This is a genomic window from Arenibaculum pallidiluteum (genome assembly GCF_017355985.1).
GTDB lineage: Bacteria > Pseudomonadota > Alphaproteobacteria > Azospirillales > Azospirillaceae > Arenibaculum > Arenibaculum pallidiluteum.
In genome coordinates this window covers 23,233-45,786 of the sequence record NZ_JAFIQU010000003.1, presented here as the reverse complement: position 1 = coordinate 45,786, position 22,554 = coordinate 23,233, and the positions used below count along the sequence as shown (strand labels likewise).

Sequence of the window (22,554 nt, the reverse complement as noted above, 5' to 3'; positions counted from 1 at the left end):
GATCGATCCTGAAGACCATCGCGGCGCCTGTCGGCGGCGCCCTCGGCGGTGCCCTCGGCAATCGCCAGATGGGTCAGCAGATCGGCAACATCGCAGGCCAGGTCGCAGGCTTCCTACCCTTCAGCGCAGGACCGCAGACTACCCAGGGCTGGCAGGGAAATGAGCACGGCCGTCCGCAGGAGACGATGTATCCCTGGTACGGCCAGAGCCAGGCCCCGGTCTATCATTGAGGCTGAGGCGCCTTGCCCCGGAGGGGCAGGAGCCAGGGGGCGGAATGGGGACCGCCGTGTCGGCGGCCCCCTTTTCCCTTCCGTTCGGCGGTGGGCCATGGAGGGTGGCACCCTCCGGCCCTATCGGGCGCGCAATCAGCCGTGATGGGAGTCTCCGATGACCGACAAAGGCGAGGAATATCTGGTGGCCGTGCGAACCAACTCGCCGGAAGCCGCAGCCGCGATGGCAAGCCTCATGGCCGAGGCCGAGTCCTCGCCGGACCTGCGGATCGCCAGAAGTCCCGCCGGGGGCTCCGCTCCCGCCGTCGTCATCATGCCGGCTCCCGTCGCCGATGCGCTCCGACAGCGCTATGGCGCCCAGCTCGTCATCGAATTGAACGCGCCTTTGACGCACTTCTGACAGCCCCGGGCGGCCTGACCGCTCGCCTGGGGCCTCCTAGGGAGGAACAAACATGGCGGACACACCGGAAAACACCGGGCCGGGCGGATCGACGAAGCGGACGAGCACTGCCACGAGCACTGCCGCGTCCTCCCGGTCCGACGGTCCCGTCACTCCGGCGACCGGCGAAAATGGACCAGGGCGCAGCATCCCCGCGAGCGTGGGACCGCGGCGCAAGCAGTTCCTCATCGCGACCAGGGCCGCGCCCGGCTTCGCTCCGATGTCGACGGATTTCGTCGCCAACTCCCTCAACATGCTCGACGACGTCGAGATCGTGCGGCGCGTCGCGCCCAAGGGGGTCGGTGTGCTCGGCACCTTCGGTGCCGGCGGCGGATCCTCCATGCCGGAGGTCATCGTCGCGCGCATGCCTGCGGAGCGCGGGCTCGAGTTGCTGAGCACCGCCGGCCCGACGATCGTCGTCGAGGAGGACCGGCTGCTGCATCACAGCGACTTCCCCGAGATGCCGGAACTCCTGCAGCCCCAGTTCCTGGCCATGCCGGGCGTGGGTACCGACATCCAGTTCCGCGTCGTCGGCGAAGGCGGAAAGCCGTTGGGCGACGCAATGGTCTACGTGTATGGCCGCGGCTTTCCCGCCCAGGGCAAGACCGGGCCGAACGGCCAGGTTTCCATCACGCTGTTCGGAACCTCGCTCGAGGCCGTCACGGCGATCTACGTCAAGCCGGCCTGCAACCACTGGGACCGCTATCTGAGCGCGCCGGAGCTGAACGAGGGCGTGAACACCATCCAGCTTCGGGAACTTTCGCAGGCCTGGCCCGAATTCCCCAAGCAGCGACTGGTCAACTGGGGCCAGAAGCTGATGCACCTGGAACAGATGGCCGAGTCCGCGCGCGGTCGGGGCGTGAAGATCGGAATTATTGATTCTGGATGCGACATCACTCACCCGCAGCTCGACCATATTGCCAGCGGCCTGGACTTCACAGGCGGCGACCGGGAGCGGGGCTGGACCACGGACACCTATGCGCACGGGACGCATTGCGCCGGAATCATCGCGGCATCGAGCAAGAACATGCCAGGCATCCTGGGCTTCGCGCCGGACGCCGAGGTGCATGCCTTCAAGGTGTTCCCGGGTGGCCGGTTCAGCGATCTGATCGATGCGCTTGACGAGTGCATCCAGCGTCGCATCGACGTGGTCAATCTGAGCCTGGGCAGCGACGCGGTATCGGAGCTGGTGGCGCGCAAGATCGAGGAGGCGCGACAGCATGGGGTCGCATGCATCGTAGCAGCCGGCAATTCCGGTCAGCAGGTCCAGTTCCCGGCCAGGTTGCCGGGCGTGCTGGCCGTGGGGGCGCTCGGCCGGATGGGCGAGTTCCCAGAGGACAGCTTCCATGCGACCACCGTCCTGCAGGGCGGCCTCGCGCCGGATGGGACATTCATTGCGAAGTTCAGCTGCAACGGACCCGAGATCGCGGTCAGCGCGCCCGGTGTGGCCGTTGTGTCGACGGTGCCCGGAGGCTATGCGGCGCTGGATGGAACCTCCATGGCAGCTCCGCACGTCACAGGCCTTGCGGCGCTGATCCTTGCGCACCATCCGGCCTTCCAGGGAGGGCTGAAGGCCCGCAACGCCCAGCGCGTCGAGGCGCTGTTCCAGGTGATCGCCCAGTCCTGCGTGAACCCGTTCCCCGGTGCCCCGACCTATGTGGGTGCTGGCTTGCCCGACCTCAGCCACGTGCCGCAGCAGGCGCAGCCGGCTGCCGTGGCGCCTGCTGCAGTCGCGTTCGGCGGACGCCCGATCGGGACGAGCCTGGGCTCCCTGGCCCCCGCAGGCTTCGGCGCCGGCTTCGGCCAGCAGGTTGCATGGGGAGCGACACAGCAGACGGTCGCGCCGTTCATGGTCAACCAGGCCCTGGTCCAGCAACTCCGCGCCGCGGGCCTTCTCTAAAGCGGCCAGGCGGGCCGACAGGCGTGGCGGCCCGCCTCCTTCCGTGCCTCAGCGCTGAAAGACCGGCGTCGGCAGCGCCCGGATGACATCCTCGACCGTCGGTGCCGTGGCAAGAACGCAGGCGCTCTTGACCGCCGCGTAGGTGCCCGTCCGCTTGAAGCGCGCGATCGAGAAGACGGGCGGATCGCCGTCCGCGGCATCCGGCTCCCATACCACGATGTAATCGCCGTGGTCTTCGCTGACGAACTCTGCCCGTCCCCATGTACGGGCGCGGAGGTTCTGGTCGATCTCGGATTCGAGGAGCATCCAATCCGAAATGGTGAAGCCAAGCCCCGAAGGACCCACCCCGTCTGGCATCGAAACACTCCGCAAGACTGCTTGCAATTCACGGACTCGTTAAGATCAACCCAACCTGAGCCCGTTCGTTGCGTCTCACGCAGCCTATCTCAGCAGTTATTAACGGGAGATGCCCTGCGCCGTAGGCCGACGAGCCGGCTGGCGACATCGGCGCGGCTGCCGATCTGGAGCTTTTCGAGAATGGTATGGACGTGGTTCTTGACCGTCGAGACGCCGATGTCCAGGGATTGCGCAATCTCCTTGTTGGAGAGGCCTGCCGACAGATGAGCCGCGATCTCCCGCTCGCGTATCGTCAGCGGAATCGCATGCGTGCGCTGGACGGCCGGCTGGTAGCTGACCGCCTTGGCAAGGCGCTGGTAAAGGCAGGCCGCGATGCGCGGTGTGCAGCAGAGTTCTCCACGCAGGACGGCAACCACCATGTCCGGCAGATGGTCCGCATCGGCCGTAGCCGGCAGGAAGCCGTCGACGCCGGCCTCGATGCATTGCATGACGTCATCCTCGTCCTCGCCGGCGGCAAGCACGATGATGGAGACGCCGGGCACCTGTGACAGACGCCGCACGAGCGGAAGGACGGCAGGGTGGATGGCGTCCAGCAGGACGACATCGGGAATCGTCCCGAGACAGATCTTCTCCGCAGCTTCGAGGCCGCAGTTGCCGACCACCCGAAACCAGGGAGATCGGCCGAGCGCCGCTGATATCGCATCGCGGTACAGCCGGACGCGGCCGACGACCAGGAGCTTGGCCGGCAGAATGCCAGCCTCCAGCAACATCGTTCCCGTGCAAGTCATTCGACCTTCTCCAGGAACTGAAATGGGGCGAATTTCCTCCTACTTTTCAATCAGAAGCGGACCTTTCCGTCGCACCTCCCATAAATATTCAGTCAGAGTTCCCCAATGGTCTTTTGGCGAAGCAAGGACACTCCGTCAATTACACCAACGGCCATTCGCGGCGAGGCGTCGCTGACGGCCGTTGCGGCCGGACTTTCCTAGGCTCGCCACCCCGCCATCATGTCGGCCGTACCCGCCGGTTCTCCTGCAGCCCGTCCGAGGCAGCCAGTCCAGGGGAAGGGCCCTGCCCTTCCGGCGCACCCCGCAGCCCCGCACCGCGGGATGCGTTTAGAAACATGAGGAGAGGGGAAGCCATGGGCCGGAACGCGGAACTGAAATACCTCGTCGCCACCGCGCGGGCGCTGGCGGGCGGGACCATCTTCGCCTTCCCGCTGCTGATGACGATGGAGATGTGGTGGCTGGGCTTCCACATGGACCCGTTCCGGCTGGCGCTGTTCCTGATCGTGTCGCTGCCGCTGCTGACGGGGCTGTCCTTCCTCTCCGGCTTCGAGGACACCTTCCGCTGGCGCGACGACGTGATGGACGCCCTGACGGCCTATGGCATCGGCTTCGTCGCCTCTGCGGCGCTGCTCATGCTGTTCGGGGTGATCGGCCCCAACCAGCCCTGGACCGAGATCGTCGGCAAGATCGCGGTCCAGAGCGTGCCCGCCGCCATTGGCGGCATGCTCGCGCGAAAGCAGCTCGGCGAGGAATGCGACCAGGAAAGCAACCTGCGCCGCGCGGGGTATCCCGGCATCCTCTTCGTAATGGCCATGGGCGCCCTGTTCCTCGCCTTCAACGTGGCTCCCACCGAGGAGATGCTGCTGATCTCCTTCCGCATGTCGCCGTGGCAGGCGCTGGGGCTGGCCCTGCTCTCGCTGCTGGTGCTGCACGCCTTCGTCTATGCCATCGGCTTCAGCGGCCAGGCGGAGCCGGTGCGCGCGCCGCTGTGGCACACGGTGCTGCGCTTCGCTGTGCCGGGATACGGCATCGCGCTGCTGGTCAGCCTCTACGTCCTCTGGACTTTCGGCCGGACCGACGGGATGGCGCTGATGGAGACCGTGCAGGCCATGGTGGTCCTGGGCTTTCCGGCTGCGCTGGGGGCGGCCACCGCACGTCTGGTGATCTGACTGAAGGGGAGGAAGGGAATTCCATGGTCGGGATCGGTGGGACCGTTGATGCGGAGGGGCGCGGGGACGGACGCCGGGCGCGCGGCGAGAGGCGGACGCCCGTGACGGAATGGATCGCCTCCGGGATGGGGGCGATCCTGTTCCTGGGCACGCTGGGCATGATCCTCTACGAGGGGATCTTCGTGGCCGGCAGCCCGCCGGATGTGCGGGTCGAGATCCGCGACGTCGCACGCCAGGGCGAGGGATGGCTGGTCCGCGTGAAGGCGACGAACCTGGGCGGGGCCACGGCGGCCGAGGTGCGCGTGACCGGCCGGCTGCGCCGCGGGGACGAGACGGTCGAGGACGCCAGCATCCTGCTGGACTACCTGCCCGGACATTCCGAGCGCGAGGGCGGGCTGTTCTTCCGCGGCGATCCCGAAAGCCTGGTGCTGGACCTGCGCGCCGAGGGCTACGTCGAGCCCTGATCCCTGCGACGGGCGGGCTGCCTCCCTGTTGCAGGATGGTCCGCCGCAGGGGAAGGCCCGGCCATGCCGCTGATCACCTATCACGCCTCGCACGAGCAGTTCGCGCCCAGCCACCTGCTGGACCTGGTCCGGCGGGCCGATAAGGCCGGTTTCGGGGGAGTCTTCTCCTCGGATCACTTTCATCCCTGGGGGCCGTCCCAGGGCCAGTCGGGTTTCGTCTGGTCCTGGCTGGGCGCGGCCATGCAGGCGACCCGCCTGCCCTTCGGCCTGATCACCGTGCCGGGCGGGTGGCGCTATCATCCCGCCGTCCTGGCCCAGGCGGTCGCGACCCTGGGCGAGATGTTTCCGGGGCGCCTGCCCTGGATCGCGGTCGGCAGCGGCGAGCTCGTCAACGAGCATATCACCGGCGGGGAGTGGCCGGAAAAGGCCGAGCGCAACGCGCGCCTGCGCGAGGGCGCCGAGGCGATGCAGGCCCTGCTGCGCGGCGAGACGGTGACGCGCCGCGGCCGGATCCCGGTGATCGAGGCCAGGATCTACTCCCGCCCGGAGACCGAGACGCGGCTGGTCGGCGCCGCGGTCAGCGAGGCCACGGCCGAATGGCTCGGCGGCTGGGCCGACGGGCTGCTGACGGTGGGTCATGGCCCCGAGGCCGTGCGCAGGATCGTCGACGCCTTCCGGCGCGGCGGGGGCGAAGGCAAGCCGGTCTACTTCAAGATGGACCTGTGCTGGGCCGCCTCGGACGCCGAGGCGCTGCGCCAGGCGCACGAGCAGTGGCGCTTCAACGTGCTCGGCGGGGATGTGAACTGGACCCTGCGGACGCCCGAGGACTTCGAGACCGCGGCCCGCTTCATCCGGCCGGAGGACATGGCGAAGGCCGTCCACGTCTCGGCCGATCCTGGCCGGCATGCCGCCTGGATCGCGGAATACGCCGAGATCGGTTTCGAATCCATCGACCTCCACAATGTCGGGGCCGATCAGGAGGCCTTTATCGACGTCTTCGGCGCCCGGGTGCTTCCGCAGGTCAGGAGCTGAGCCCGGCCCGGGCCGGCTGCCGGCCGTCGGGCCTGCCGATGCCGTCCTTCCCCGCCCCTTCCAGGATCGCCCCCTCCAGGATCGCCCCCTCCAGGATCTCGGCCGCGAAGTCCTCGCCGCGCCATTCGGCCAGCCAGACGCCGGGCCTCCCGCCCCGGCAGCGCAGCAGCTCGACCCGCCAGCGGGGAGCGCCGACGCCGGGCTCGTCCGCGCCGTCCGGCGTGCGGACGACACGGCCGGGCGCGGCCGACACCGCCCAGCGGGTCACGGCCGCGCTGGCGGGGGCCCGCCGCCGCCCCAGGCGCAGCAGCAGCGCGGTCACCCCGCCGGCCTCGGCGGCGAGTTGCAGGCGCCGGCCGGCGGTCGCATCGATGCCGTCCACCTCGGCCAGGACCGCGCCCAGCCCCCGGCAGCGCAGCGCCTCCTCGAGGGCCCAGAGGATCTCAGCCTCGGCGCGGGCGCGAACGACGATAAGCCGCTCGGGCCCGAGCCCCCAGGCTGCCAGCCCCGGGGCATAGGGCTCGGCCGCGCCCCGGCGCGCCTCGGCCCGCCGCACCCAGAGGACCGGCCCGTGCAGCGCCGCGATGCGGCCGGCCAGCGCCGCGGCAAAGCCGGTCGCAGCCCCGCCCCAGGGATCCTCGCCAGGACCGGTGCCCGCCGAGACCTCGTGCAGGCAGCCGAGCGGCAGTCCGCCTTCCGGCAGCGCGGCCCCAAGCGCCGGGCCGAGCGGGAGGACCCGGCCGCCCTCGCCCGCGGTTCCCTCCAGCCGCCGGATCCGGCGGCGCAGGTCTTCGAGCAGGACCGCCTTGCCGGCCGCAGGTATGGGCATGGGATCGGTCATCGGATCTCCCCGGCCTTGCCTGCGGGTCAACAGGCCCGGCGCGGAATCGTTCTCTATTTGTTCTATAAACCGCGCATGCCTTCCGTCAAGCGCGCCCAGACGGGGTGGTCCGGGCCAGAGCTGTCCGGGCGGCCGGAAAGCTCGGCCGCCGCGAAGGAACGGCCGGACCGGCGAGGCGTTTAACAGCGGTGCACGTCGGACGCGAGAGCCAATGGACATCATCCGCATCCTGTTCGCTTTCCTCCTCCCGCCGCTGGGGGTTTTCCTGCAGGTCGGGTTCGGCCTTCATTTCTGGCTGAACATCCTGCTGACCCTCCTGGGCTGGCTGCCGGGGATCATCCATGCGATCTGGATCATCGTCCGCCGTTGATCCGCTGACCCCGGGAACCGGCTACGACGAGTTGCTGCGGCTTCAGCGCCTCTCCAACCTGCTGGACAGTCGCTGGCGCATCCCGGGGACATCCTGGCGGATCGGCCTGGATGGGATCGCCGGGCTCGTGCCCGGCATCGGCGACACGCTGGGCATGGCCGTCTCGGCCTACATCGTCTACCAGGCAACCCGGTTCGGCGTTCCGTCCCGGCTGGTGGCCCGCATGGTCGCCAATGTGGGCGTCGACTGGCTGGTCGGATCGGTCCCCGTCCTGGGCTCGATCTTCGACATCGCCTTCAAGGCCAATCGCCGGAACATGAACCTGCTGACCCGGCACCTGGAGCAACGCTACACGACGGGCCCCCGCGGCGCCTGACCTTCCGTCCGCGCGCGCCTGGTCGCATCTTGACCCACGTCAAGGCGCGCCTGCCGCCGTACGCCAGACTGCGGGCATGGACAACATCGACCTGATCGCCCGCTACGACGGCCACCGCGTCCCGCGCTACACCAGCTATCCGACCGCCCCGCATTTCAGCCCGGGGATCGGTCCGGACACCTATCTCGGCTGGGTGCGGGAACTGGACCCGGACGAGCCCGTCTCGCTCTACCTCCACGTCCCGTTCTGCCATGCCATGTGCTGGTACTGCGGATGCAACACCCGCGTCGTTGCCCGCTACCAGCCCATCGCCGACTACCTCGGCGCGCTCGACCGCGAGATCGCCATGGTGGCCGCGGTCCTGCCGGCCCGGATGAAGGTCGCGCACATCCATTTCGGCGGCGGCACGCCGACCATGATGGCTCCGCGCGACTTCACCTCCCTGATGGACCGGCTCCGCAGCCGCCTCGACCTGCTGCCCCAGGCCGAGGTGGCGGTGGAGATCGATCCCAGGACGCTCGATCCCGAGATGCCGGCCGCCCTGGCCCGGGGCGGCGTGAACCGCGTCTCGCTCGGCGTGCAGGACCTGAACCCGCGGGTGCAGGAGGCGATCAACCGGATCCAGCCCTTCGCCGCCACGCAGGGCGCCGTCGAGGCCCTGCGCGGCGTCGGCATCGAAGGCATCAACCTGGACCTGATGTACGGCCTGCCGCATCAGACCCCCGAGACCTGCGCCGAGAGCGCGCGCCAGGTGCTCGGGCTGGCACCCGACCGGCTCTCGATCTTCGGCTATGCCCACGTTCCCTGGATGAAGACCCACCAGCGCCTGATCGACGAGAAGGCGCTCGCGGATTCCCGGGGCCGCTGGCTGCAGTTCGACATGATCGCCCGCACCCTGTCGGAAGGCGGCTACGAGCAGATCGGCCTCGACCACTTCGCCCTGCCCCAGGATCCGCTGGCGCTCGCCCAGCGGGCGGGACGCCTGCATCGCAACTTCCAGGGCTACACCACCGACGAGGCCGGCACGCTGCTGGGCTTCGGCGCCTCGGCCATCGGCTCGCTGCCCCAGGGCTACGTCCAGAACGATCCCGCCCACGAGCGCTATGGCCGGGCCGTCGCCGCCGGTCGCCCGGCCGTCACGAAGGGCCTGCGCCTCAGCCCCGACGACCGCCTGCGGCGCGAGGTGATCGAGCGGCTGATGTGCAACCTGACGGTCGACCTGGCCGAGGTCGCGGCGGCCCACGGCACGAGCGCCGATGTGTTCGCCGAGGACGTGGCGCGACTTGCCCCGCTGGTCGAGGACGGCATTGCCGGGATCGAGGGCTCGCGCGTGTTCGTCGAGGATGCCATGCGCCCGCTGGTGCGTCTGGCCGCAGCGGTATTCGACGCCTATCTCGACCGCGGAGCGGCCCGGCACTCGCTGGCGGTCTGAAGGCGGCGGCAAACGGCCGCCGGCCTCACTTCTGCTGGACCCTGGCGACCACGCCCATCGTGGAGAGGTTCCGTTGCGCGGCCTCCGCGTCGGAGCGCCGCGTCACCAGGATCACCTGGCACAGCCCCATCTTCAGCGCGGCCGAGCGGTTGCCCTCCGGCACGATCAGGCTGCCCCCGAACAGCGACTGCCCGAGCAGGACGTTCTCGCCGGCAAGGCAGGCGGTCTCCTCGGCATGGCGCTCCGGAGAAAGGCTTTCGGCCGGCCCGACCAGCCAGACCTCCTTCTCGGACGGGGACGCGGCGCCGTTCTCCGGCAGCGGCGGCACGCTCATGCGCGGAGCCGCCGCGGGCGCTCCGGAAGCCCTGCGGGGGGTCAGCTTCGCCAGCGGCGGGCCGAGCGGCAGCCGGGCGATCCTCCCGAGGCTGGGGCGGGTCGGCGCGCCGGGCCGGCTCCGGGCCGTCGTCGGCTCGGCTCGGGGCTGCGGCGCGGGAGCCGTGCGCGCCACAGCCGCCGGCGGCTTGGTGGCCGGTGCCGGAACGCCTGCCGGCGGCAGGGCCATCGGTGCGGGCGGTACGCGCGCAGCATCGGCGGGCGGCTGCGTCGGCCGGGCAGCCGCGGGAGCCGGGGCCGGCTGCGCGAGGGCGGCCCCTGCCTCGCTCTCCGCTCCTGTCTCGGGCGGAGGCGCCGGACGCTGCGCCGGGGCCGGCGGGTTGAGCGCAGCGCTCTGGGCGGGGCGCGCCGGCTGGGAATTCGCCGGCGTGGCTGCGGGCGGCGCCTTGACTTGCGGCTGCGAGGACGCCGGCTGTGTCGGTTGCTGCGGGGCTGCCGGCTGCGCCTGCTGTACCGGCGGCTCGGGCGCCGGCTGCGCCTCCGACACCAGCGGGACGGGGAAGCCCAGCGGCGCCACGAAGGGCTTGGGTGCAGGCACGGGCACCGGCGTCGCAGGAGCGGACGGCGCCGCGGCCATCCGCTGTGCGGGCGCCGCATGGGACGCGGCAGCGGGTGCGCCTTGCCGCACCCGCGCCTCGCGCCGCTGCGGCGGAGCGGCGGGCTTCGCGACGGATGCGGGGTTCGCGGCTGACGCCGGCGGCGCGACTCGGTAAGGCACCGAGGTCTGCGGCCGCATCGCGAAGGGCGCGATCCGGTAGGGCGGGACCTGGGGCCGCGCCACCGATCCCGGCTGTACGAGCCGCTGCGGGCTGGATGGCGCGAAGGTCGGCGCGAAAGCCGGCACCGGCCGGTCGTCCGGCGCATCGGCGCGGGACGCCGGCGGCAGGACCATCCAGACCGCCGTCAGGGCGACGAGGCTCAACGTGTACCAGCGGTTCATGGGCCCCCGGGCCTCTCTCTAGAGAACGGGATAAACCCTTCCGCCCCCGGATGCAACCAAGACGAGACCCGAAAGTGGTAATCAGCGTTTCGACGCCGCCTCGCGGATGGCTGAAAGGGTCGTCCGCGTGGTGATCACGTCCGGGTCCATGCGCAGCTCGATCAGCGCGGGTCTGCCCGACGCCACCGCAGCCTCGAAGGCCGGCGCGAACTCCTCTGTCCTCGACACAGCCACGCCGAAGGCGCCGTAACTCTCGGCGAGCCGGACGAAGTCGGGGTTGCTCAGTGCCGTCGCGCTGACCCGGCCGGGATAGCGCCGCTCCTGATGCATGCGGATCGTGCCGTACATGCCGTTGTTGAAGACCAGGATCACCGGGGCCGCCCCCGACTGCACGGCCGTCGCGATCTCCTGGCCAGTCATCAGGAACCCGCCATCTCCGACATTGGCGAGGACGATCCTGTCGGGATGGACCAGCTTGGCCGCGACGGCGGCGGGCACGGCGTAGCCCATGGCGCCGCTCGTCGGGCCGAGCTGCCTGCCGGGGCGTCGGTAGGAAAGGAACCGGTGGCTCCAGCCCGAGAAATTGCCGGCATCCACCGTAACGACGGCATCGGCCGGCAGCCTGTCGCGGAGCCAGGTGAAGACCCGGCCGAGATCCAGGTCGCCGGCATAGGGCTGCGGCTCCAGCCAGGCCAGGTAGTCGTCCCGGCAGGCGCGCGACCAGCCGTCCCAGCGCGGCGCCGCGGCCGCCGGCAGGGCGGCCAGCGCGGCCAGGGCCGCCGCGGGGCCCGCCTGGATCGGCAGGTCGGGGCGGTAGACCCGCCCGAGCTCCTCGGCCGAGGCGTGGATATGCACCAGCGTCTGCGTCAGCTCGGGCGGTTCGACCAGCTCGTAGCCCTGGGTCGTCATCTCGCCGAGCCGGGCGCCGATCACGACCAGCAGGTCAGCTTCGCGCACACGCTGGAGCAGCTTCGGATTGGGCCCGGTGCCGAGATCGCCGGCATAGCTCGGGCTGTCGTTCGCCATCACGTCCTGCCGCCGGAAGGAGCAGCAGACCGGCAGCCTGTTCGCCTCGGCCCAGCGCCGCAGGTCGGCGCAGGCGGCATCGGTCCAGCCGCTTCCGCCGACGAGGACGAGCGGCCGCTCGGCGCCGGCCAGCAGCGCAGCCAGCCGGTCGAGCTCGGCGGGGCCCGGGTGGCCCTGCACGGCGGCGTAGGGCGCGGTGTCGGGAACCTCGACGCGGTCGCGCAGCATGTCCTCGGGCAGCGCCAGGACCACCGGGCCAGGACGGCCGCTGGTCGCGGTCGCGAAGGCGCGCGCGACGAATTCCGGGATCCGGCGCGCGTCGTCGATCTGCGCAGCCCACTTCGCCACCGAACCGAACATGCGGCGGTAGTCGATCTCCTGGAACGCCTCGCGCTCCGCCTGATCGCGGGCGACCTGGCCCACGAACAGGATCATGGGGGTGGAATCCTGCATCGCCGTGTGCACCGCGATGGAGGCGTTGCAGGCCCCGGGCCCGCGGGTCACGAAGCAGATTCCGGGGCGCCCCGTCAGCTTGCCCGCGGCCTCGGCCATGTTGGCGGCGCCTCCCTCGTGACGGCAGGTCACCAGGCGGATGCCGGGCGTGTCCACGAAGGCGTCGAGCACCTCGAGATAGCTTTCCCCGGCCACGCAGAAGGCGAGGTCGGCACCATGCACGCGCAGGGCGTCGACGAGGATCTGGCCGCCGCTGCGGGCGGGTCGGGTGGCGGGCAAGGCTTGCGTCTCCGGATCAGGTCAGGCCCGGCGTCTCATGCGCCGCCGGACAGGCGGGGCGAGTAAAGTCGCCACCGCCGCAGCCGTCAAGGACGGGCGCACCGCCAATGGGTCGGTCCCCTCCCCGACGCGGGTATTGCCTTTTGAGGGGGCCGACGGTATTGCGGAAAACCCCGGGGGGCGGTGCGGACGGGGCGGTTTCCGGCCAGGCCGGATCCGCCCTCCGGGTTTGTCGAGATCGCGATTGACGCTTCGGACGGACCGACCGAGGCGGCCGTTCTCTACCCAGGGAGGATGCAGGGGATGCCCGGACTGACGCGCGACCAGGTCATCGAGATCTGCGGCCGTTTGGACGACATGCGCATCGCCGCCATCATCGGCACGGGCGCCGACACGGCCGAGCTCATGGAAGCCAGGACCTGGCTGAACTCCGACGACTATCTGGCAACGGCGCTGAAGCGCTCGGTCAGCGGGCGGGTCGCCCGGTTGGTCGAGCTGCTGCGGGCCGACGAGACCGAGTGGGACGACCGCTGACCCCGGCGGGCGGCGCGGCCCTGGTCTTTTGGCCGCGCCCGTCGGCCTGATCCGGCCGATCCGTTCAGCCCTGCTGCGTCACTCAGCCGCGCTTCGCCTCGAGTGCCTTGTAGGCGGCGGTGAAGCCCTTCAGCGAGAACTTCACCGCGGCGAGCTGCGTCTGGTTCGGAAGCCCGAAGGTCAGGATGATCTCGTTGCCCTTGCGCAACCGCTCCAGCACGTCGTCGGGAAGCACCGCGCGGGCGCTGCACTTCGCCGCGTCGCAGCCGTTCACCTGAAGCGGCGCCGGGGCCCCGCCGTCGACGGAGAGCCCGATCGGCTGCTTGGGGTCGATCTGGGGCGCGAGGTTCACCTGCATGACCCCATTGGGCCGCCCTGGCGGCTTCGCGACGGCGATTCCCGCAAGGCCGGCCTTGGTCTCGGCGTCGACGACCTCCTGAGTGATGAAGCAGGGCGTGGACGGCGCGCAGACCAGCTTCCAGTCGCCGATCCTCTGCCCGCCCTGGGCGGCGGACTGCTTTCCCTTCGCCTGCTGGGCCGCGGCGGGCATCGCGAAGACGAGCACGGCCGCGAGCGCGGCGGCCGCAACGGACGTGGCATGGGAGGCGGTCAAGGCTTCGGCTCCTGATCTCAGCGGGCGGCCCCGGGCCATGCCGGGATCCGCGAAGAAAGCGCATGCCGGACGGCCCGCGGTCAAGGGGATGCTGCGGCAGGCCGACGCCCGAAGCACTCCGAGGTTCGCTCCGAACCTTGGAGTGCTTCCAGATCATTGAGCTTGGAACGGGGCGTGATCCGTTCCAGTGCCGGGCCCCGTCAGGTGATGCGCTCGAAATCCGGCCGGGCGGGCGTGTCCCTGACCAGGCGTACGGCCCAGGGAGAGGTCAGCTCCTGGGACGTCAGCGCTCCGGCGGCCGGCGCCTTGATCCGATAGGTCACTTGCAGCGTGTCAGGGAAGTCGATTCGCCGTAGCACCGCGGCGTCGACGATCTCGACCGCGAAGCCCCCGCCGCTCTGCACGCCCGCGAAGACAGCGACGGCCATCCAGCCCGGCGGCAGCGGTCCCGGCGCAGGGGCGGCGACCTGGCGCCAGAGCCCCTGCCATTCCTCCTCGGTCCGGGCGGTCACCGTCACACGCCCCTGCACCTCGCTCTGCACGCCGCTCCAGTCCAGGCGCCCACCGATCCCCGGCAGGGCGCCGGGCCGCTGGCCCGAGCCCCAGACCGGCGGCTCCCCGGCGAGGAGAGCCGCCGTGGATCCGCAGCCGCCCAGCGCCGCGACCGCGGCGGCCAGCGCGGCGGCCCTCAGCAGACGGGGCATCGGCTTGGCCATCAGGCGACCTCCCGGGGGAGCGCGGCCTCGACCAGGTTCGCCCAGTAGCTGGCACCCAGGGGCAGGATCTCGTCGTTGAAGTCGTATCGCGGGTTGTGGACCATGCAGCCGCCCCCGCCGCCGGCCTGGCCGATCCAGGCATAGCACCCGGGAGTGCGCTCCAGCATGAAGGCGAAGTCCTCAGCACCCATGCTCGGCTCGAAGTCGCGCATCACCGCGGCCTCGCCGAGCATCCGCGTGGCGACCCCGGCGGCGAAATCGGTCTCGGCTGGCGTGTTCAGCGTCGGCGGATAGTTCCGGCGGTAATCCACCGTCGCGGCCGCCTCCAGGGCCGCCGCGACACCCTCCGAGATGCGGCGGATGCCCGCCTCGAGACGGTCGCGCGTCTCCGGCCGGAAGCTCCGCACAGTGCCGGACAGCCGCGCCTCGCCTGGGATCACGTTGTAGGCGCTTCCGGCGTGGATCCGGGTGACGCTGACGACGGCATTGTCCATGGGGTCGGTGCCGCGGCTGACCAGCGTCTGAAGCGCCGTCACGATCTGCGATGCGACCACCACGGGGTCCACCGAGTGGTGCGGCATGGCGCCGTGGCCGCCTCGGCCCGACACGGTGATGTCGAACAGGTCGGCCGCCGCCATCATGGGGCCCGGCCGCATGGCCATGATCCCCGCGGGCATCTCGGGCCAGTTGTGCAGGCCGTAGACCTCGTCGAAGGGCAGCTTCTCCAGCAGCCCGTCCTCGATCATCCGGAGCGCGCCGCCCCGTCCCTCCTCGGCGGGCTGGAAGATGAACCGCACCGTGCCGGCGAAGTTGCGCGTCTCCGCGAGGTATCGGGCCGCGCCCAGCAGCATGGTCGTGTGGCCGTCGTGGCCGCAGGCATGCATCTTCCCGGGCACGGTCGAGGCATGGGCGAAGTCGTTCTCCTCCTGCATAGGCAGGGCGTCCATGTCGGCGCGCAGCGCGATCACCTTCGGCCGGCCCGCGCCGGTATCCCTGGCAGGATGCGCGCCGTGCAGCGTGCCGACGACCCCCGTGACGCCGAGGCCGCGATGGACCTCGATACCCCATTCCGTCAGCAGCGCCGCCACCTTCTCGGCGGTCCGGAACTCCTCGAAGCCCAGCTCCGGATGGGCATGGAAATCGCGCCGCCAGGCGGTCATGTCGGCGTGGAACTCGGCGATGCGGTTGATGATCGGCATGTCCTGATCCCTGTCGCGGTGCATACCCGCAATCTTGCGGCCGGCACCATAGCAGAGGGCTCGGGATCGGGACAGGCGGCCAGGAAGGCCGAAATCGTCCCTGCGACACCCGTCCGCCTCAGCCGTCGTCGGCCTCGATCGGGTGCAGCGAGCGCCAGGCCTTCCACAGCAGCCACAGCCCCGCCCCACCCAGCGCCGCGGCACGCACCGTCCGGCCGGTCCGCGTCCGCCAGATCGGGCGCGAGGGGTTCACGACGAAGTTGTCGACCACGTCCACGAAGGCTCCGAGCTTGCGCGGCTTGAGCGGCCGCAGGCAGCGCTGGGAGCGGCATTCCGCCCGCAGCACGTCGATGGCGCGCACCAGGGAGCCCATCTGCCCGGTCGCCTGAGACACGCGCCCGCGCGGCACGCCCAGATGCTCGGCGATCAGGTCGTCCCGGAGCGTCCGGATGGCCCCCGCGATCTCGCCGGCCCGGGGATCCCCGGGCACCGCCTCGATCACGGCGTCGCATTCGGTGTCGACGCCCATGGAACGCTCGTTGAGGTTCGACGAGCCGATCCGGAGCAGCCGGCCGTCCACGATCATCAGCTTCCCATGGACCGTGATGCCCTCGTCGCCGCTGAACGCGCCGTAGATCCGGAACCGGTCGTAGCGGTCGGCCGCGCGCAGGGAATGGACGAGCTTGTCGCGCAGCACGTTCATGGTGGCGTGCTCGATCCAGCTCGGCCCCCAGTGGGAGGTGACCACGACGACCTCGGGCCCGTCCGGCTCGCGCAGCCGACGCCCGATCGCCTCGGCGATCGGGCGCGAGGCGAAGTACTGGTTCTCGATGTAGATGAAGCGCCGCGCCGCGGCGATGCTCTCGAGATAGAGGCGCTCCACCTCGCGCGCGCCGGGCCAGCCGTTCCAGCGCGGCCGCGTCCGCGCCAGCCCGACCGGCACGTCGCGCAGCATGGGCGCGACGGCGGGCGGCCAGGGATCATGGTCGGGCTCCCGGGGCGGCGCGGCGGGCCGCTCCCCGGTCGCGCATTCCCAGCGGTCCCGGCAGAGCTCGCCAAGCGCCAGCGCCGCCGGGCCGTCGACCATCAGCATCATGTCGTGGCGCGGCTCGTAGCGGTTCCCGTCGGGATCGAGCCGGCGGGGGTCGTGGGCGACGTGCTCGCGCGTGTCCCAACGATTCCCGGACAGGTCGATCCCGCCCAGGAAGGCCACGGCGTCGTCGACCACGAGCACCTTCTGATGGTGGACGGATCCCGTGGGATAGGCCCCATCGGCCTTGATCGTCAGGCGCTCGTCGGTGAGCCAGTCCTGGATGGTCGGCGGCACGGTCGGCCGGATCAGCGCCAGCGCGTCCGCCATGTCCCAGACCAGCAGGCGGATCTGCAGCCCCGGCCGTTCGACCAGCAAACCTTCCAGGAAGGCGCGCAGCGTCAGCATTGAAGCCGGGTGCTCGCGGATCCTCAGGTCAAGGTCCCAGCCCAGCAGGGCGATGCTGTGGCGCGCGCGTCGCATGGCCTCGAAGGCGGCGGCGAAATAGGTCTCGCCATCGACCAGCACGGCGGCGCGGTGAGCCGTGTCGCTGCGCCAGATCGTGCGCCCTGGTACCGCGATTGCGCCTTCATCCGCCGTCAGCGCGCAGCGCTCCGGCGCAGCGGCCGCGGGCGCATACCCCGCTCTGCTGTCCATTGGCTCTCCTGTCCGAACGGCGCGTTCGCGCCCCTTTCAGGAAACCCATCTTCCGTCGCAGGGTTGCCGCCGCCCGGGCGCGGCGGCCTCGGCAAAGGGGGAGGCGACGCGCCGCCCCCTCGCCTGCGGGCTCAGGTGATGACGGTCGGTGCGTCGCGTCCGGTCCGCGCCCTGATGCCGGCAATGGCATCTGCGGCCGCGATCACCTCGGCCAGCGACTCCTGGGTCGGCAGGTCCAGGCGCGCGGGGTCGGATTCATAGCGCTCGAGGTACACGCGCAGCGTCGCCCCGGCCGTTCCCGTGCCGGACATGCGGAACACCGCCCGCTCGCCGCCGGCGAAGAACACGCGGATGCCCTGCCCCGTGCTGACCGAACCGTCCACGGGATCGGTGTAGGCGAAATCGTCGGCCCTTACGACCTCCAGCGTCCCGAAGCGGCGTCCGGGCAGCGTCGGCAACGCCTCGCGCAGCGCGGCCATCAGCCCTTCGGCCGCTGCCGTCTCGACCTCCTCGTAGTCGTGGCGCGAGTAGTAGTCGCGCCCATAGGCCGACCAGTGCGCGCGCACGATGGCCTCCACGCTCTCGCCGCGCGCGGCGAGGATGTCGAGCCAGAGCAGGACCGCCCACAGCCCGTCCTTCTCGCGCACGTGGTTCGAGCCCGTGCCGAAGCTCTCCTCGCCGCAGATCGTGGCGAGCCCGGCATCTAGCAGGTTGCCGAAGAACTTCCAGCCCGTGGGCGTCTCGTGGCAGGGAACGCCCAGGCGCTGCGCCACCCGGTCGGCCGCGCGGCTGGTCGGCATGGAGCGGGCGATGCCGCGGATGCCGTCCCGGTAGCCCGGGGCCAGATGCATGTTGGCCGCCAGGACCGCGAGGCTGTCGCTGGGTGTCACGTAGAAGCCGCGGCCGAGAACCATGTTGCGGTCGCCGTCCCCGTCCGAGGCCGCGCCGAGGTCCGGCGCGTCCGGCGCGGCCAGCGCGGCCACCAGATCGGCCGCATAGACCGGGTTCGGGTCCGGATGCAGGCCGCCGAAGTCCTCGAGTGGCTCGCCGTTCACCACCGTCCCGGGCGCCGCTCCCAGCCGGCGTTCCAGGATCTCCCGGGCATAGGGGCCGGTCACCGCGTTCATGGCATCGAAGCGCATGCGGAAACCGCGCGCGAACATCGCCCGAATCCGGTCGAAGTCGAACAGCTGCTCCATCAGCCCGGCATAGTCGGCGACGGGATCCACGACCTCGACCACCGCATCGCCGACATTCACCTCGCCGAGCCGGTCCAGGTCGATGTCGGGCACGTCCAGGATCCGATAGCGGCCGATGGCGCGTGTGCGGGCATGGATCGCCTCGGTCACCTTCTCTGGGGCCGGGCCGCCATTGCCGACGTTGTACTTGATGCCGAAGTCGCCCTCGGGGCCGCCGGGATTGTGGCTGGCCGACAGGACGATGCCGCCGAAGGCGCGGCGCTTGCGGATCACGCAGGACGCCGCCGGCGTCGACAGGATGCCCCCGCGCCCGACGACGATGCGCCCAAAGCCGTTGGCCGCCGCCATCTTCAGGATGATCTGGACGGCCTCGCGGTTGTGGAACCGCCCGTCCCCGCCGACCGCCAGCGTCGCCCCGGAGAAGCCCTCCAGCGCATCGAAGACGGACTGCACGAAGTTTTCGACATAGCCGGGCCGCCGGAACACGGCGACCTTCTTGCGCAGGCCGGAGGTTCCGGGCTTCTGCCCTTCGATGGGGGCGGTCTCGATGGTCCTTGGGGTCATTCCGCTGTCCGGGAGCCAGGGCTTCGAATCTTCGCCCACCATGCCGCCGCCAAAAGAGGGCGGCAACGGCTCAGACGTTGATCACCGTCAGGCTGACCGGCGAGCGCGGCCCGCCGATCACCACGATTCCCGTCTCGGTCACGTGGTGGCGCGCGCGGTCCTGCTCGGGCTCGTGGCCGATCGTCGCTCCCGCAGGGATCTTCACGTTCTTCTCGATGATGGCGCGGCGCACCCGGGCGCCCGCCCCGATCTCGACATTGTCGAACAGCACGCAGTCCTCGACCAGGGCGTGGTCGTGGACGCGCACGTAGCGTCCGAGAACCGAGTTGCGCACGGTGCCGCCGATGATGCACCCGCCGGAGACGACCGAGTTCAGCGCCTGGCCTCGCCGGCCATCCTCCTCGAAGATGAACTTGGCGGGCGGGTCCGAATAGCCGGCCGTGTGCAGCGGCCAGTCCCGGTTGTAGAGGTTGATCGGCGGCACGATCGCGCGCAGGTCCATGTTCGCCTCGTAATAGGCGTCCAGCGTGCCGACGTCGCGCCAATAGGCCGGCTGGTCCTCCTCGCCGGGAATGCGGTTGGTCTGGTAGTCGTAGGCGTAGAGTGCCGAGGTGCCGGCGAGCTGGGGCAGGATGTCCTTTCCGAAGTCGTGGCTGCTGTCCGGCTTGGCCGCGTCCTCGTACACCATCTTCATCAGGCAGTCGGTCGAGAAGATGTAGTTGCCCATGGAGGCCAGCACCTCGTCCGGGCGCCCTGGCATGGTCGGCGCGTCCGCGCGCTTCTCGTGGAAGGCCTGGATGCGGCTGCTGCCATCGATCTCCAGCACCCCGAAGTCGCGGGCGAAGCGGCGCTCCACGGGCAAGGCGGAGATGGTGACCTGCGCCTTCTTCTCGAGGTGGTACTCGATCATCTGGCGCACGTTCATGCGGTAGACGTGGTCCGCGCCGAAGAGCAGCACCAGGTCCGGGGCCGACTGCTCGATCAGGTTGGCGTTCTGGAAGACGGCGTCGGCGGTGCCGCGGTACCAGTGCTCCTCGGGGGTCCGCATCTGCGCCGGCACGGGCACGATGAACTGGTTCTTCAGAAGGCCGCCGAACTGCCAGCCGTCCCGCAGGTGCTGGATCAGCGACTGGCTCTTGAACTGGGTCAGTACGTAGATCGAGTAGATCCCCGAGTTCACGAGATTGCTGAGAACGAAGTCGATGATGCGGTACTTGCCGCCGAAGGGCACCGCGGGCTTCGCGCGCTCCTCGGTCAGCGGCGCAAGCCGCGTGCCCTTGCCGCCAGCCAGTACGAGCGCCAGGACCTTCACCTGCATGGCCGTCCCCTCCCCTTCGGACCGGCCATTTCGCCGGCCGCGTTTGTTCCGCCGTCGGCAGGAGCATGCCAGAGACAGTCCCGACCGCAACGGATTCGAATCCGCGCCCTACCTCTCGGCGTCCTCGCCCTCGCCGCCGGCGGCATCCGCGAGGATCGGGTCGAGATCGTGGCCGCGCAGGTACTTCGTCACCGAGCCGTCCTCGAACCGGACGTCGTAATAGGAGTCCGCATCGAGGGTGCGGGCGACGATCATCCCCATCCTGCCCCCGACGCGGACACGTGTGCCGAGCTTCAGCGTTCCCATGCCCCTACAACCGGCGCGGACGCGATCCGTCGCGCTGCCTCGCGCTCAGTCGCGGCCGCGCCATCTGTGCTTGCCGCCGTGGTGGCCGCCGTGGTGGTGGCCGTGATGCCCGCGCCGGCCGTAATAGTAGTTGTTGACCTCGCGCTTCTCGGGGGTCGTCACGGCGCCCAGCAGCGCGCCGCCGGCTCCGCCGAGCACGCCGGCCATCACGGGATCGTAGCCCAGCATGTAGCCGCCCGCGGCGCCGGCGCCCGCGCCGAGCAGACCGCCGGTCGTCGCCCGCCGCTCGGCATGGTTCATGGTGCAGCCCGAGACCGCGAGCCCGCCGACCAGGACCAGGATTCCAAGCGTCTTCGTCATTTTTTCGACCCGTTGTGTCGTTCTCGTATCGCGAGTGTGCGGATCACCGGCACCAACCCCTGTGACGCCCGCCACAGCCTCCTGTGACAAAAGGGAGGTACCGCTGGCGCCGATGGATGCGGGCGGTTCCGGCGCGACCTGATGCGCGGCGCATGGCACGCCTGCAGCAGCGAAGCGGCGACAGGGCGAATGCTGCGCTCGCGCCGGCCATATAAATGGATGCGAAGCCGCGCGGGTACCGCCCGAGGGATCGGGCACCGCCCCGCCGGGCGATGGTGGAGATGGCGATGTCCGAGGTCCTTCGGCGCGATACCGACGCAGATTCCCTGCTGGGGCTGGAGCCGGGGTCGCGGCGGCGCGGCCTGCGCCGGCGGCTGGCGCAGCTCGCCGGGGTCGTGCTGGCGCTGGCGCTCGCAGGCTGGCTGTTCGCGCTGTCCAGGACCACCTCCGCGGCGACGGGCTACGTGACCGAGCCGGCGGCGCGCGGCGCGCTGAACGTCGTGGTGACGGCGACCGGCAGCGTCCAGCCCACGAGCCAGGTGGAAATCTCGAGCGAGCTGTCGGGAACCGTGCGCCGCGTCTTCGTGGATTACAACAGCCGCGTCGAGGCTGGCCAGGTCCTTGCCGAGCTGGACACGGACAGGTTCCGCGCCGCCGCCGACAGCGCCCGCGCCAGGCTCGACGCCGCCAGGGCGCATGTCGTCGAGGCCACCGTGACGCTGGAGGAGAAGGAGCGGGACTACCAGCGCAAGCGCGCCCTGGCCTCGACAAGCTCGGGCAGCCGGCAGGACCTGGACGCCGCGAAGGCCGCCTTCGACCGCGCCGCAGCCGCCCTCGCCAGCGCCAGGGCCGATGTGGGCACCGCCCTGGCCGACGTGACGCTGAACGATTCGAACCTCGCCAAAACGCGGATCGTGTCGCCCATCAACGGCCTCGTGCTGAAGCGCAACGTCGATCCCGGCCAGACCGTCGCCTCCTCGTTCCAGACGCCTGTGCTCTTCACCATCGCCGAGGATCTGCGGCAGATGGAGGTCCAGGTGGACGTGGACGAGGCCGATGTCGGCAAGGTCCACGAGGGGCAGCACGCGACCTTCTCGGTCGACGCCTACCCCGACCGGCGCTTCCCTGCGCGCATCCGGGAGCTTCGCTTCGCGTCCGAGACCGTGCAGGGCGTCGTGACTTACAAGGCGGTGCTGACCGTCGACAATGCCGAGCTTCTGCTGCGCCCCGGCATGACGGCCACGGCCGAGATCGTCGTGCAGGAGATCGCCGAGGCGCTGCTGGTGCCCAACGCCGCGCTGCGTTTCACCCCGCCAGCGCAGGCGGACGGGCGGACGGGAGGCAGCCTGCTGTCCCGCCTGCTGCCGGGTCCGCCTCGATTCCGGCCGGCGAGCCGGCCGGACACGGCCGGCCCGACACGCACGGTCTGGGTCCTACGTGGCGAGGAGGCCGTGGCGGTGCCCGTCGTCGCGGGCGCGACCGACGGACGGCGGACCGAGATCCGGGAGGGCAGCCTCGCACCTGGCGATGCGGTGATCACCGACGTGACGAGCCCCACCAGGGGCTGAC

Annotated in this window: 24 protein-coding genes; 11 read left to right on the top strand and 13 right to left on the bottom strand. The window is 70.6% G+C overall.

Translation table 11 applies throughout. The annotated features are described in order from the left end of the window. The 3 genes from JUB13_RS07385 to JUB13_RS07375 form a co-directional block, all read left to right on the top strand. Nucleotides 1–230 (top strand): hypothetical protein (locus tag JUB13_RS07385; RefSeq protein WP_207478167.1); only part of this gene is annotated, 230 nt, incomplete at its 5' end. Nucleotides 231–387: 157 nt separating this feature from the next. Next, nucleotides 388–630, top strand: a complete 243-nt coding sequence (locus JUB13_RS07380) for a hypothetical protein (RefSeq protein WP_207478166.1) — start codon at nucleotides 388–390, stop codon at nucleotides 628–630. A gap of 259 nt (nucleotides 631–889) precedes the next feature. After that, the gene (locus JUB13_RS07375) at nucleotides 890–2,569 is read left to right on the top strand and encodes a S8 family peptidase (RefSeq protein ID WP_207478165.1); all 1,680 of its coding nucleotides are present in this window, start codon (nucleotides 890–892) and stop codon (nucleotides 2,567–2,569) included. A gap of 48 nt (nucleotides 2,570–2,617) precedes the next feature. Here the strand turns inward: JUB13_RS07375 and JUB13_RS07370 are convergent, their stop codons facing one another. Both JUB13_RS07370 and JUB13_RS07365 read right to left on the bottom strand, forming a co-directional pair. Then, nucleotides 2,618–2,875: a hypothetical protein gene (locus tag JUB13_RS07370; protein ID WP_207478164.1), complete on the bottom strand. Its 258-nt coding sequence runs from the start codon at nucleotides 2,873–2,875 to the stop codon at nucleotides 2,618–2,620. 140 nt (nucleotides 2,876–3,015) lie between these two features. Continuing rightward, complete coding sequence (locus JUB13_RS07365; RefSeq protein ID WP_207478163.1) at nucleotides 3,016–3,714, bottom strand: LuxR C-terminal-related transcriptional regulator; 699 nt, start codon at nucleotides 3,712–3,714, stop codon at nucleotides 3,016–3,018. Nucleotides 3,715–4,067: 353 nt separating this feature from the next. Here JUB13_RS07365 and JUB13_RS07360 point away from each other — a divergent pair, with 353 nt between their 5' ends. The 3 genes from JUB13_RS07360 (at nucleotide 4,068) to JUB13_RS07350 (ending at nucleotide 6,379) form a co-directional block, all read left to right on the top strand. Then, nucleotides 4,068–4,883 carry a TIGR02587 family membrane protein gene (locus JUB13_RS07360; RefSeq protein ID WP_236024810.1) on the top strand — a complete coding sequence of 272 codons (816 nt, stop codon included), beginning with the start codon at nucleotides 4,068–4,070 and terminating at the stop codon, nucleotides 4,881–4,883. A gap of 23 nt (nucleotides 4,884–4,906) precedes the next feature. After that, nucleotides 4,907–5,347, top strand: coding sequence for a hypothetical protein (locus tag JUB13_RS07355; protein WP_207478161.1), 441 nt, complete (start codon nucleotides 4,907–4,909; stop codon nucleotides 5,345–5,347). A gap of 63 nt (nucleotides 5,348–5,410) precedes the next feature. Next, nucleotides 5,411–6,379: a TIGR03885 family FMN-dependent LLM class oxidoreductase gene (locus JUB13_RS07350; protein WP_207478160.1), complete on the top strand. Its 969-nt coding sequence runs from the start codon at nucleotides 5,411–5,413 to the stop codon at nucleotides 6,377–6,379. On the opposite strand, the gene JUB13_RS07345 is transcribed toward JUB13_RS07350, so the two are convergent. Beyond that, on the bottom strand, nucleotides 6,369–7,220 hold the full coding sequence (locus JUB13_RS07345) for an ImuA family protein (RefSeq protein ID WP_207478159.1): 852 nt from the start codon (nucleotides 7,218–7,220) through the stop codon (nucleotides 6,369–6,371). The genes JUB13_RS07350 and JUB13_RS07345 overlap by 11 nt on opposite strands. Before the next feature lie 211 nt (nucleotides 7,221–7,431). Here JUB13_RS07345 and JUB13_RS07340 point away from each other — a divergent pair, with 211 nt between their 5' ends. From JUB13_RS07340 to hemN, 3 genes are all read left to right on the top strand, one after another. Further along, nucleotides 7,432–7,590 (top strand): YqaE/Pmp3 family membrane protein, encoded by a 159-nt coding sequence (locus tag JUB13_RS07340; protein ID WP_207478158.1) that lies wholly within the window; start codon nucleotides 7,432–7,434, stop codon nucleotides 7,588–7,590. Next, complete coding sequence (locus JUB13_RS07335) at nucleotides 7,562–7,966, top strand: DUF4112 domain-containing protein (protein ID WP_207478157.1); 405 nt, start codon at nucleotides 7,562–7,564, stop codon at nucleotides 7,964–7,966. Before JUB13_RS07340 ends, JUB13_RS07335 begins: the two co-directional genes overlap by 29 nt. A gap of 76 nt (nucleotides 7,967–8,042) precedes the next feature. Next, the gene (gene hemN, locus JUB13_RS07330; protein WP_207478156.1) at nucleotides 8,043–9,398 is read left to right on the top strand and encodes an oxygen-independent coproporphyrinogen III oxidase; all 1,356 of its coding nucleotides are present in this window, start codon (nucleotides 8,043–8,045) and stop codon (nucleotides 9,396–9,398) included. A 25-nt stretch (nucleotides 9,399–9,423) separates the two neighbouring features. Here hemN and JUB13_RS07325 read toward each other — a convergent pair whose 3' ends face one another. Both JUB13_RS07325 and JUB13_RS07320 read right to left on the bottom strand, forming a co-directional pair. Further along, nucleotides 9,424–10,731 carry a hypothetical protein gene (locus tag JUB13_RS07325; RefSeq protein ID WP_207478155.1) on the bottom strand — a complete coding sequence of 436 codons (1,308 nt, stop codon included), beginning with the start codon at nucleotides 10,729–10,731 and terminating at the stop codon, nucleotides 9,424–9,426. 81 nt (nucleotides 10,732–10,812) lie between these two features. Then, entirely contained in the window at nucleotides 10,813–12,489 is a 1,677-nt protein-coding gene (locus tag JUB13_RS07320; protein ID WP_207478154.1) for a thiamine pyrophosphate-binding protein, read from the bottom strand. Between the two features lie 303 nt (nucleotides 12,490–12,792). On the opposite strand from JUB13_RS07320, the gene JUB13_RS07315 reads away from it, so the two are divergent. Next, nucleotides 12,793–13,023 (top strand): hypothetical protein, encoded by a 231-nt coding sequence (locus JUB13_RS07315; protein WP_207478153.1) that lies wholly within the window; start codon nucleotides 12,793–12,795, stop codon nucleotides 13,021–13,023. Between the two features lie 82 nt (nucleotides 13,024–13,105). Here JUB13_RS07315 and JUB13_RS07310 read toward each other — a convergent pair whose 3' ends face one another. The 8 genes from JUB13_RS07310 to JUB13_RS07275 form a co-directional block, all read right to left on the bottom strand. Next, nucleotides 13,106–13,636 (bottom strand): invasion associated locus B family protein, encoded by a 531-nt coding sequence (locus JUB13_RS07310; RefSeq protein WP_207478152.1) that lies wholly within the window; start codon nucleotides 13,634–13,636, stop codon nucleotides 13,106–13,108. A 200-nt stretch (nucleotides 13,637–13,836) separates the two neighbouring features. Continuing rightward, nucleotides 13,837–14,352, bottom strand: a complete 516-nt coding sequence (locus tag JUB13_RS07305) for a protease complex subunit PrcB family protein (RefSeq protein ID WP_207478151.1) — start codon at nucleotides 14,350–14,352, stop codon at nucleotides 13,837–13,839. After that, nucleotides 14,352–15,551: a M20 aminoacylase family protein gene (locus tag JUB13_RS07300; RefSeq protein ID WP_207478150.1), complete on the bottom strand. Its 1,200-nt coding sequence runs from the start codon at nucleotides 15,549–15,551 to the stop codon at nucleotides 14,352–14,354. The genes JUB13_RS07305 and JUB13_RS07300 overlap by 1 nt, the downstream gene beginning before the upstream one ends. A 118-nt stretch (nucleotides 15,552–15,669) precedes the next feature. Beyond that, entirely contained in the window at nucleotides 15,670–17,238 is a 1,569-nt protein-coding gene (locus tag JUB13_RS07295) for a phospholipase D-like domain-containing protein (RefSeq protein WP_207478149.1), read from the bottom strand. A gap of 131 nt (nucleotides 17,239–17,369) precedes the next feature. Next, nucleotides 17,370–19,001, bottom strand: a complete 1,632-nt coding sequence (locus tag JUB13_RS07290) for an alpha-D-glucose phosphate-specific phosphoglucomutase (RefSeq protein WP_207478148.1) — start codon at nucleotides 18,999–19,001, stop codon at nucleotides 17,370–17,372. Between the two features lie 70 nt (nucleotides 19,002–19,071). Continuing rightward, nucleotides 19,072–20,319 (bottom strand): glucose-1-phosphate adenylyltransferase, encoded by a 1,248-nt coding sequence (gene glgC / locus JUB13_RS07285; RefSeq protein ID WP_207478147.1) that lies wholly within the window; start codon nucleotides 20,317–20,319, stop codon nucleotides 19,072–19,074. Between the two features lie 108 nt (nucleotides 20,320–20,427). Then, entirely contained in the window at nucleotides 20,428–20,625 is a 198-nt protein-coding gene (locus JUB13_RS07280) for a hypothetical protein (protein ID WP_207478146.1), read from the bottom strand. A 45-nt stretch (nucleotides 20,626–20,670) separates the two neighbouring features. Next, nucleotides 20,671–20,985: a hypothetical protein gene (locus JUB13_RS07275; protein WP_207478145.1), complete on the bottom strand. Its 315-nt coding sequence runs from the start codon at nucleotides 20,983–20,985 to the stop codon at nucleotides 20,671–20,673. Between the two features lie 287 nt (nucleotides 20,986–21,272). Between JUB13_RS07275 and JUB13_RS07270 the strand changes: the two genes are divergently transcribed. Then, nucleotides 21,273–22,553 carry an efflux RND transporter periplasmic adaptor subunit gene (locus tag JUB13_RS07270; protein WP_207478144.1) on the top strand — a complete coding sequence of 427 codons (1,281 nt, stop codon included), beginning with the start codon at nucleotides 21,273–21,275 and terminating at the stop codon, nucleotides 22,551–22,553. Nucleotide 22,554: the final 1 nt, after the last annotated feature.

Bases quoted from the DNA above. Each gene is read 5' to 3' on its own strand.
- JUB13_RS07300 (WP_207478150.1), bottom strand. From the start codon at position 15,551: ATGCCGATCATCAACCGCATCGCCGAGTTCCACGCCGACATGACCGCC.
- JUB13_RS07315 (WP_207478153.1), top strand. From the start codon at position 12,793: ATGCCCGGACTGACGCGCGACCAGGTCATCGAGATCTGCGGCCGTTTG.
- hemN (WP_207478156.1), top strand. From the start codon at position 8,043: ATGGACAACATCGACCTGATCGCCCGCTACGACGGCCACCGCGTCCCG.
- JUB13_RS07325 (WP_207478155.1), bottom strand. From the start codon at position 10,731: ATGAACCGCTGGTACACGTTGAGCCTCGTCGCCCTGACGGCGGTCTGG.
- JUB13_RS07355 (WP_207478161.1), top strand. From the start codon at position 4,907: ATGGTCGGGATCGGTGGGACCGTTGATGCGGAGGGGCGCGGGGACGGA.
- JUB13_RS07280 (WP_207478146.1), bottom strand. From the start codon at position 20,625: ATGGGAACGCTGAAGCTCGGCACACGTGTCCGCGTCGGGGGCAGGATG.
- JUB13_RS07350 (WP_207478160.1), top strand. From the start codon at position 5,411: ATGCCGCTGATCACCTATCACGCCTCGCACGAGCAGTTCGCGCCCAGC.
- JUB13_RS07370 (WP_207478164.1), bottom strand. From the start codon at position 2,875: ATGCTCCTCGAATCCGAGATCGACCAGAACCTCCGCGCCCGTACATGG.
- JUB13_RS07290 (WP_207478148.1), bottom strand. From the start codon at position 19,001: ATGACCCCAAGGACCATCGAGACCGCCCCCATCGAAGGGCAGAAGCCC.
- JUB13_RS07270 (WP_207478144.1), top strand. From the start codon at position 21,273: ATGTCCGAGGTCCTTCGGCGCGATACCGACGCAGATTCCCTGCTGGGG.
- JUB13_RS07340 (WP_207478158.1), top strand. From the start codon at position 7,432: ATGGACATCATCCGCATCCTGTTCGCTTTCCTCCTCCCGCCGCTGGGG.
- JUB13_RS07380 (WP_207478166.1), top strand. From the start codon at position 388: ATGACCGACAAAGGCGAGGAATATCTGGTGGCCGTGCGAACCAACTCG.
- JUB13_RS07295 (WP_207478149.1), bottom strand. From the start codon at position 17,238: ATGGACAGCAGAGCGGGGTATGCGCCCGCGGCCGCTGCGCCGGAGCGC.
- glgC (WP_207478147.1), bottom strand. From the start codon at position 20,319: ATGCAGGTGAAGGTCCTGGCGCTCGTACTGGCTGGCGGCAAGGGCACG.
- JUB13_RS07345 (WP_207478159.1), bottom strand. From the start codon at position 7,220: ATGACCGATCCCATGCCCATACCTGCGGCCGGCAAGGCGGTCCTGCTC.
- JUB13_RS07365 (WP_207478163.1), bottom strand. From the start codon at position 3,714: ATGACTTGCACGGGAACGATGTTGCTGGAGGCTGGCATTCTGCCGGCC.
- JUB13_RS07360 (WP_236024810.1), top strand. From the start codon at position 4,068: ATGGGCCGGAACGCGGAACTGAAATACCTCGTCGCCACCGCGCGGGCG.
- JUB13_RS07275 (WP_207478145.1), bottom strand. From the start codon at position 20,985: ATGACGAAGACGCTTGGAATCCTGGTCCTGGTCGGCGGGCTCGCGGTC.
- JUB13_RS07305 (WP_207478151.1), bottom strand. From the start codon at position 14,352: ATGGCCAAGCCGATGCCCCGTCTGCTGAGGGCCGCCGCGCTGGCCGCC.
- JUB13_RS07375 (WP_207478165.1), top strand. From the start codon at position 890: ATGTCGACGGATTTCGTCGCCAACTCCCTCAACATGCTCGACGACGTC.
- JUB13_RS07335 (WP_207478157.1), top strand. From the start codon at position 7,562: ATGCGATCTGGATCATCGTCCGCCGTTGATCCGCTGACCCCGGGAACC.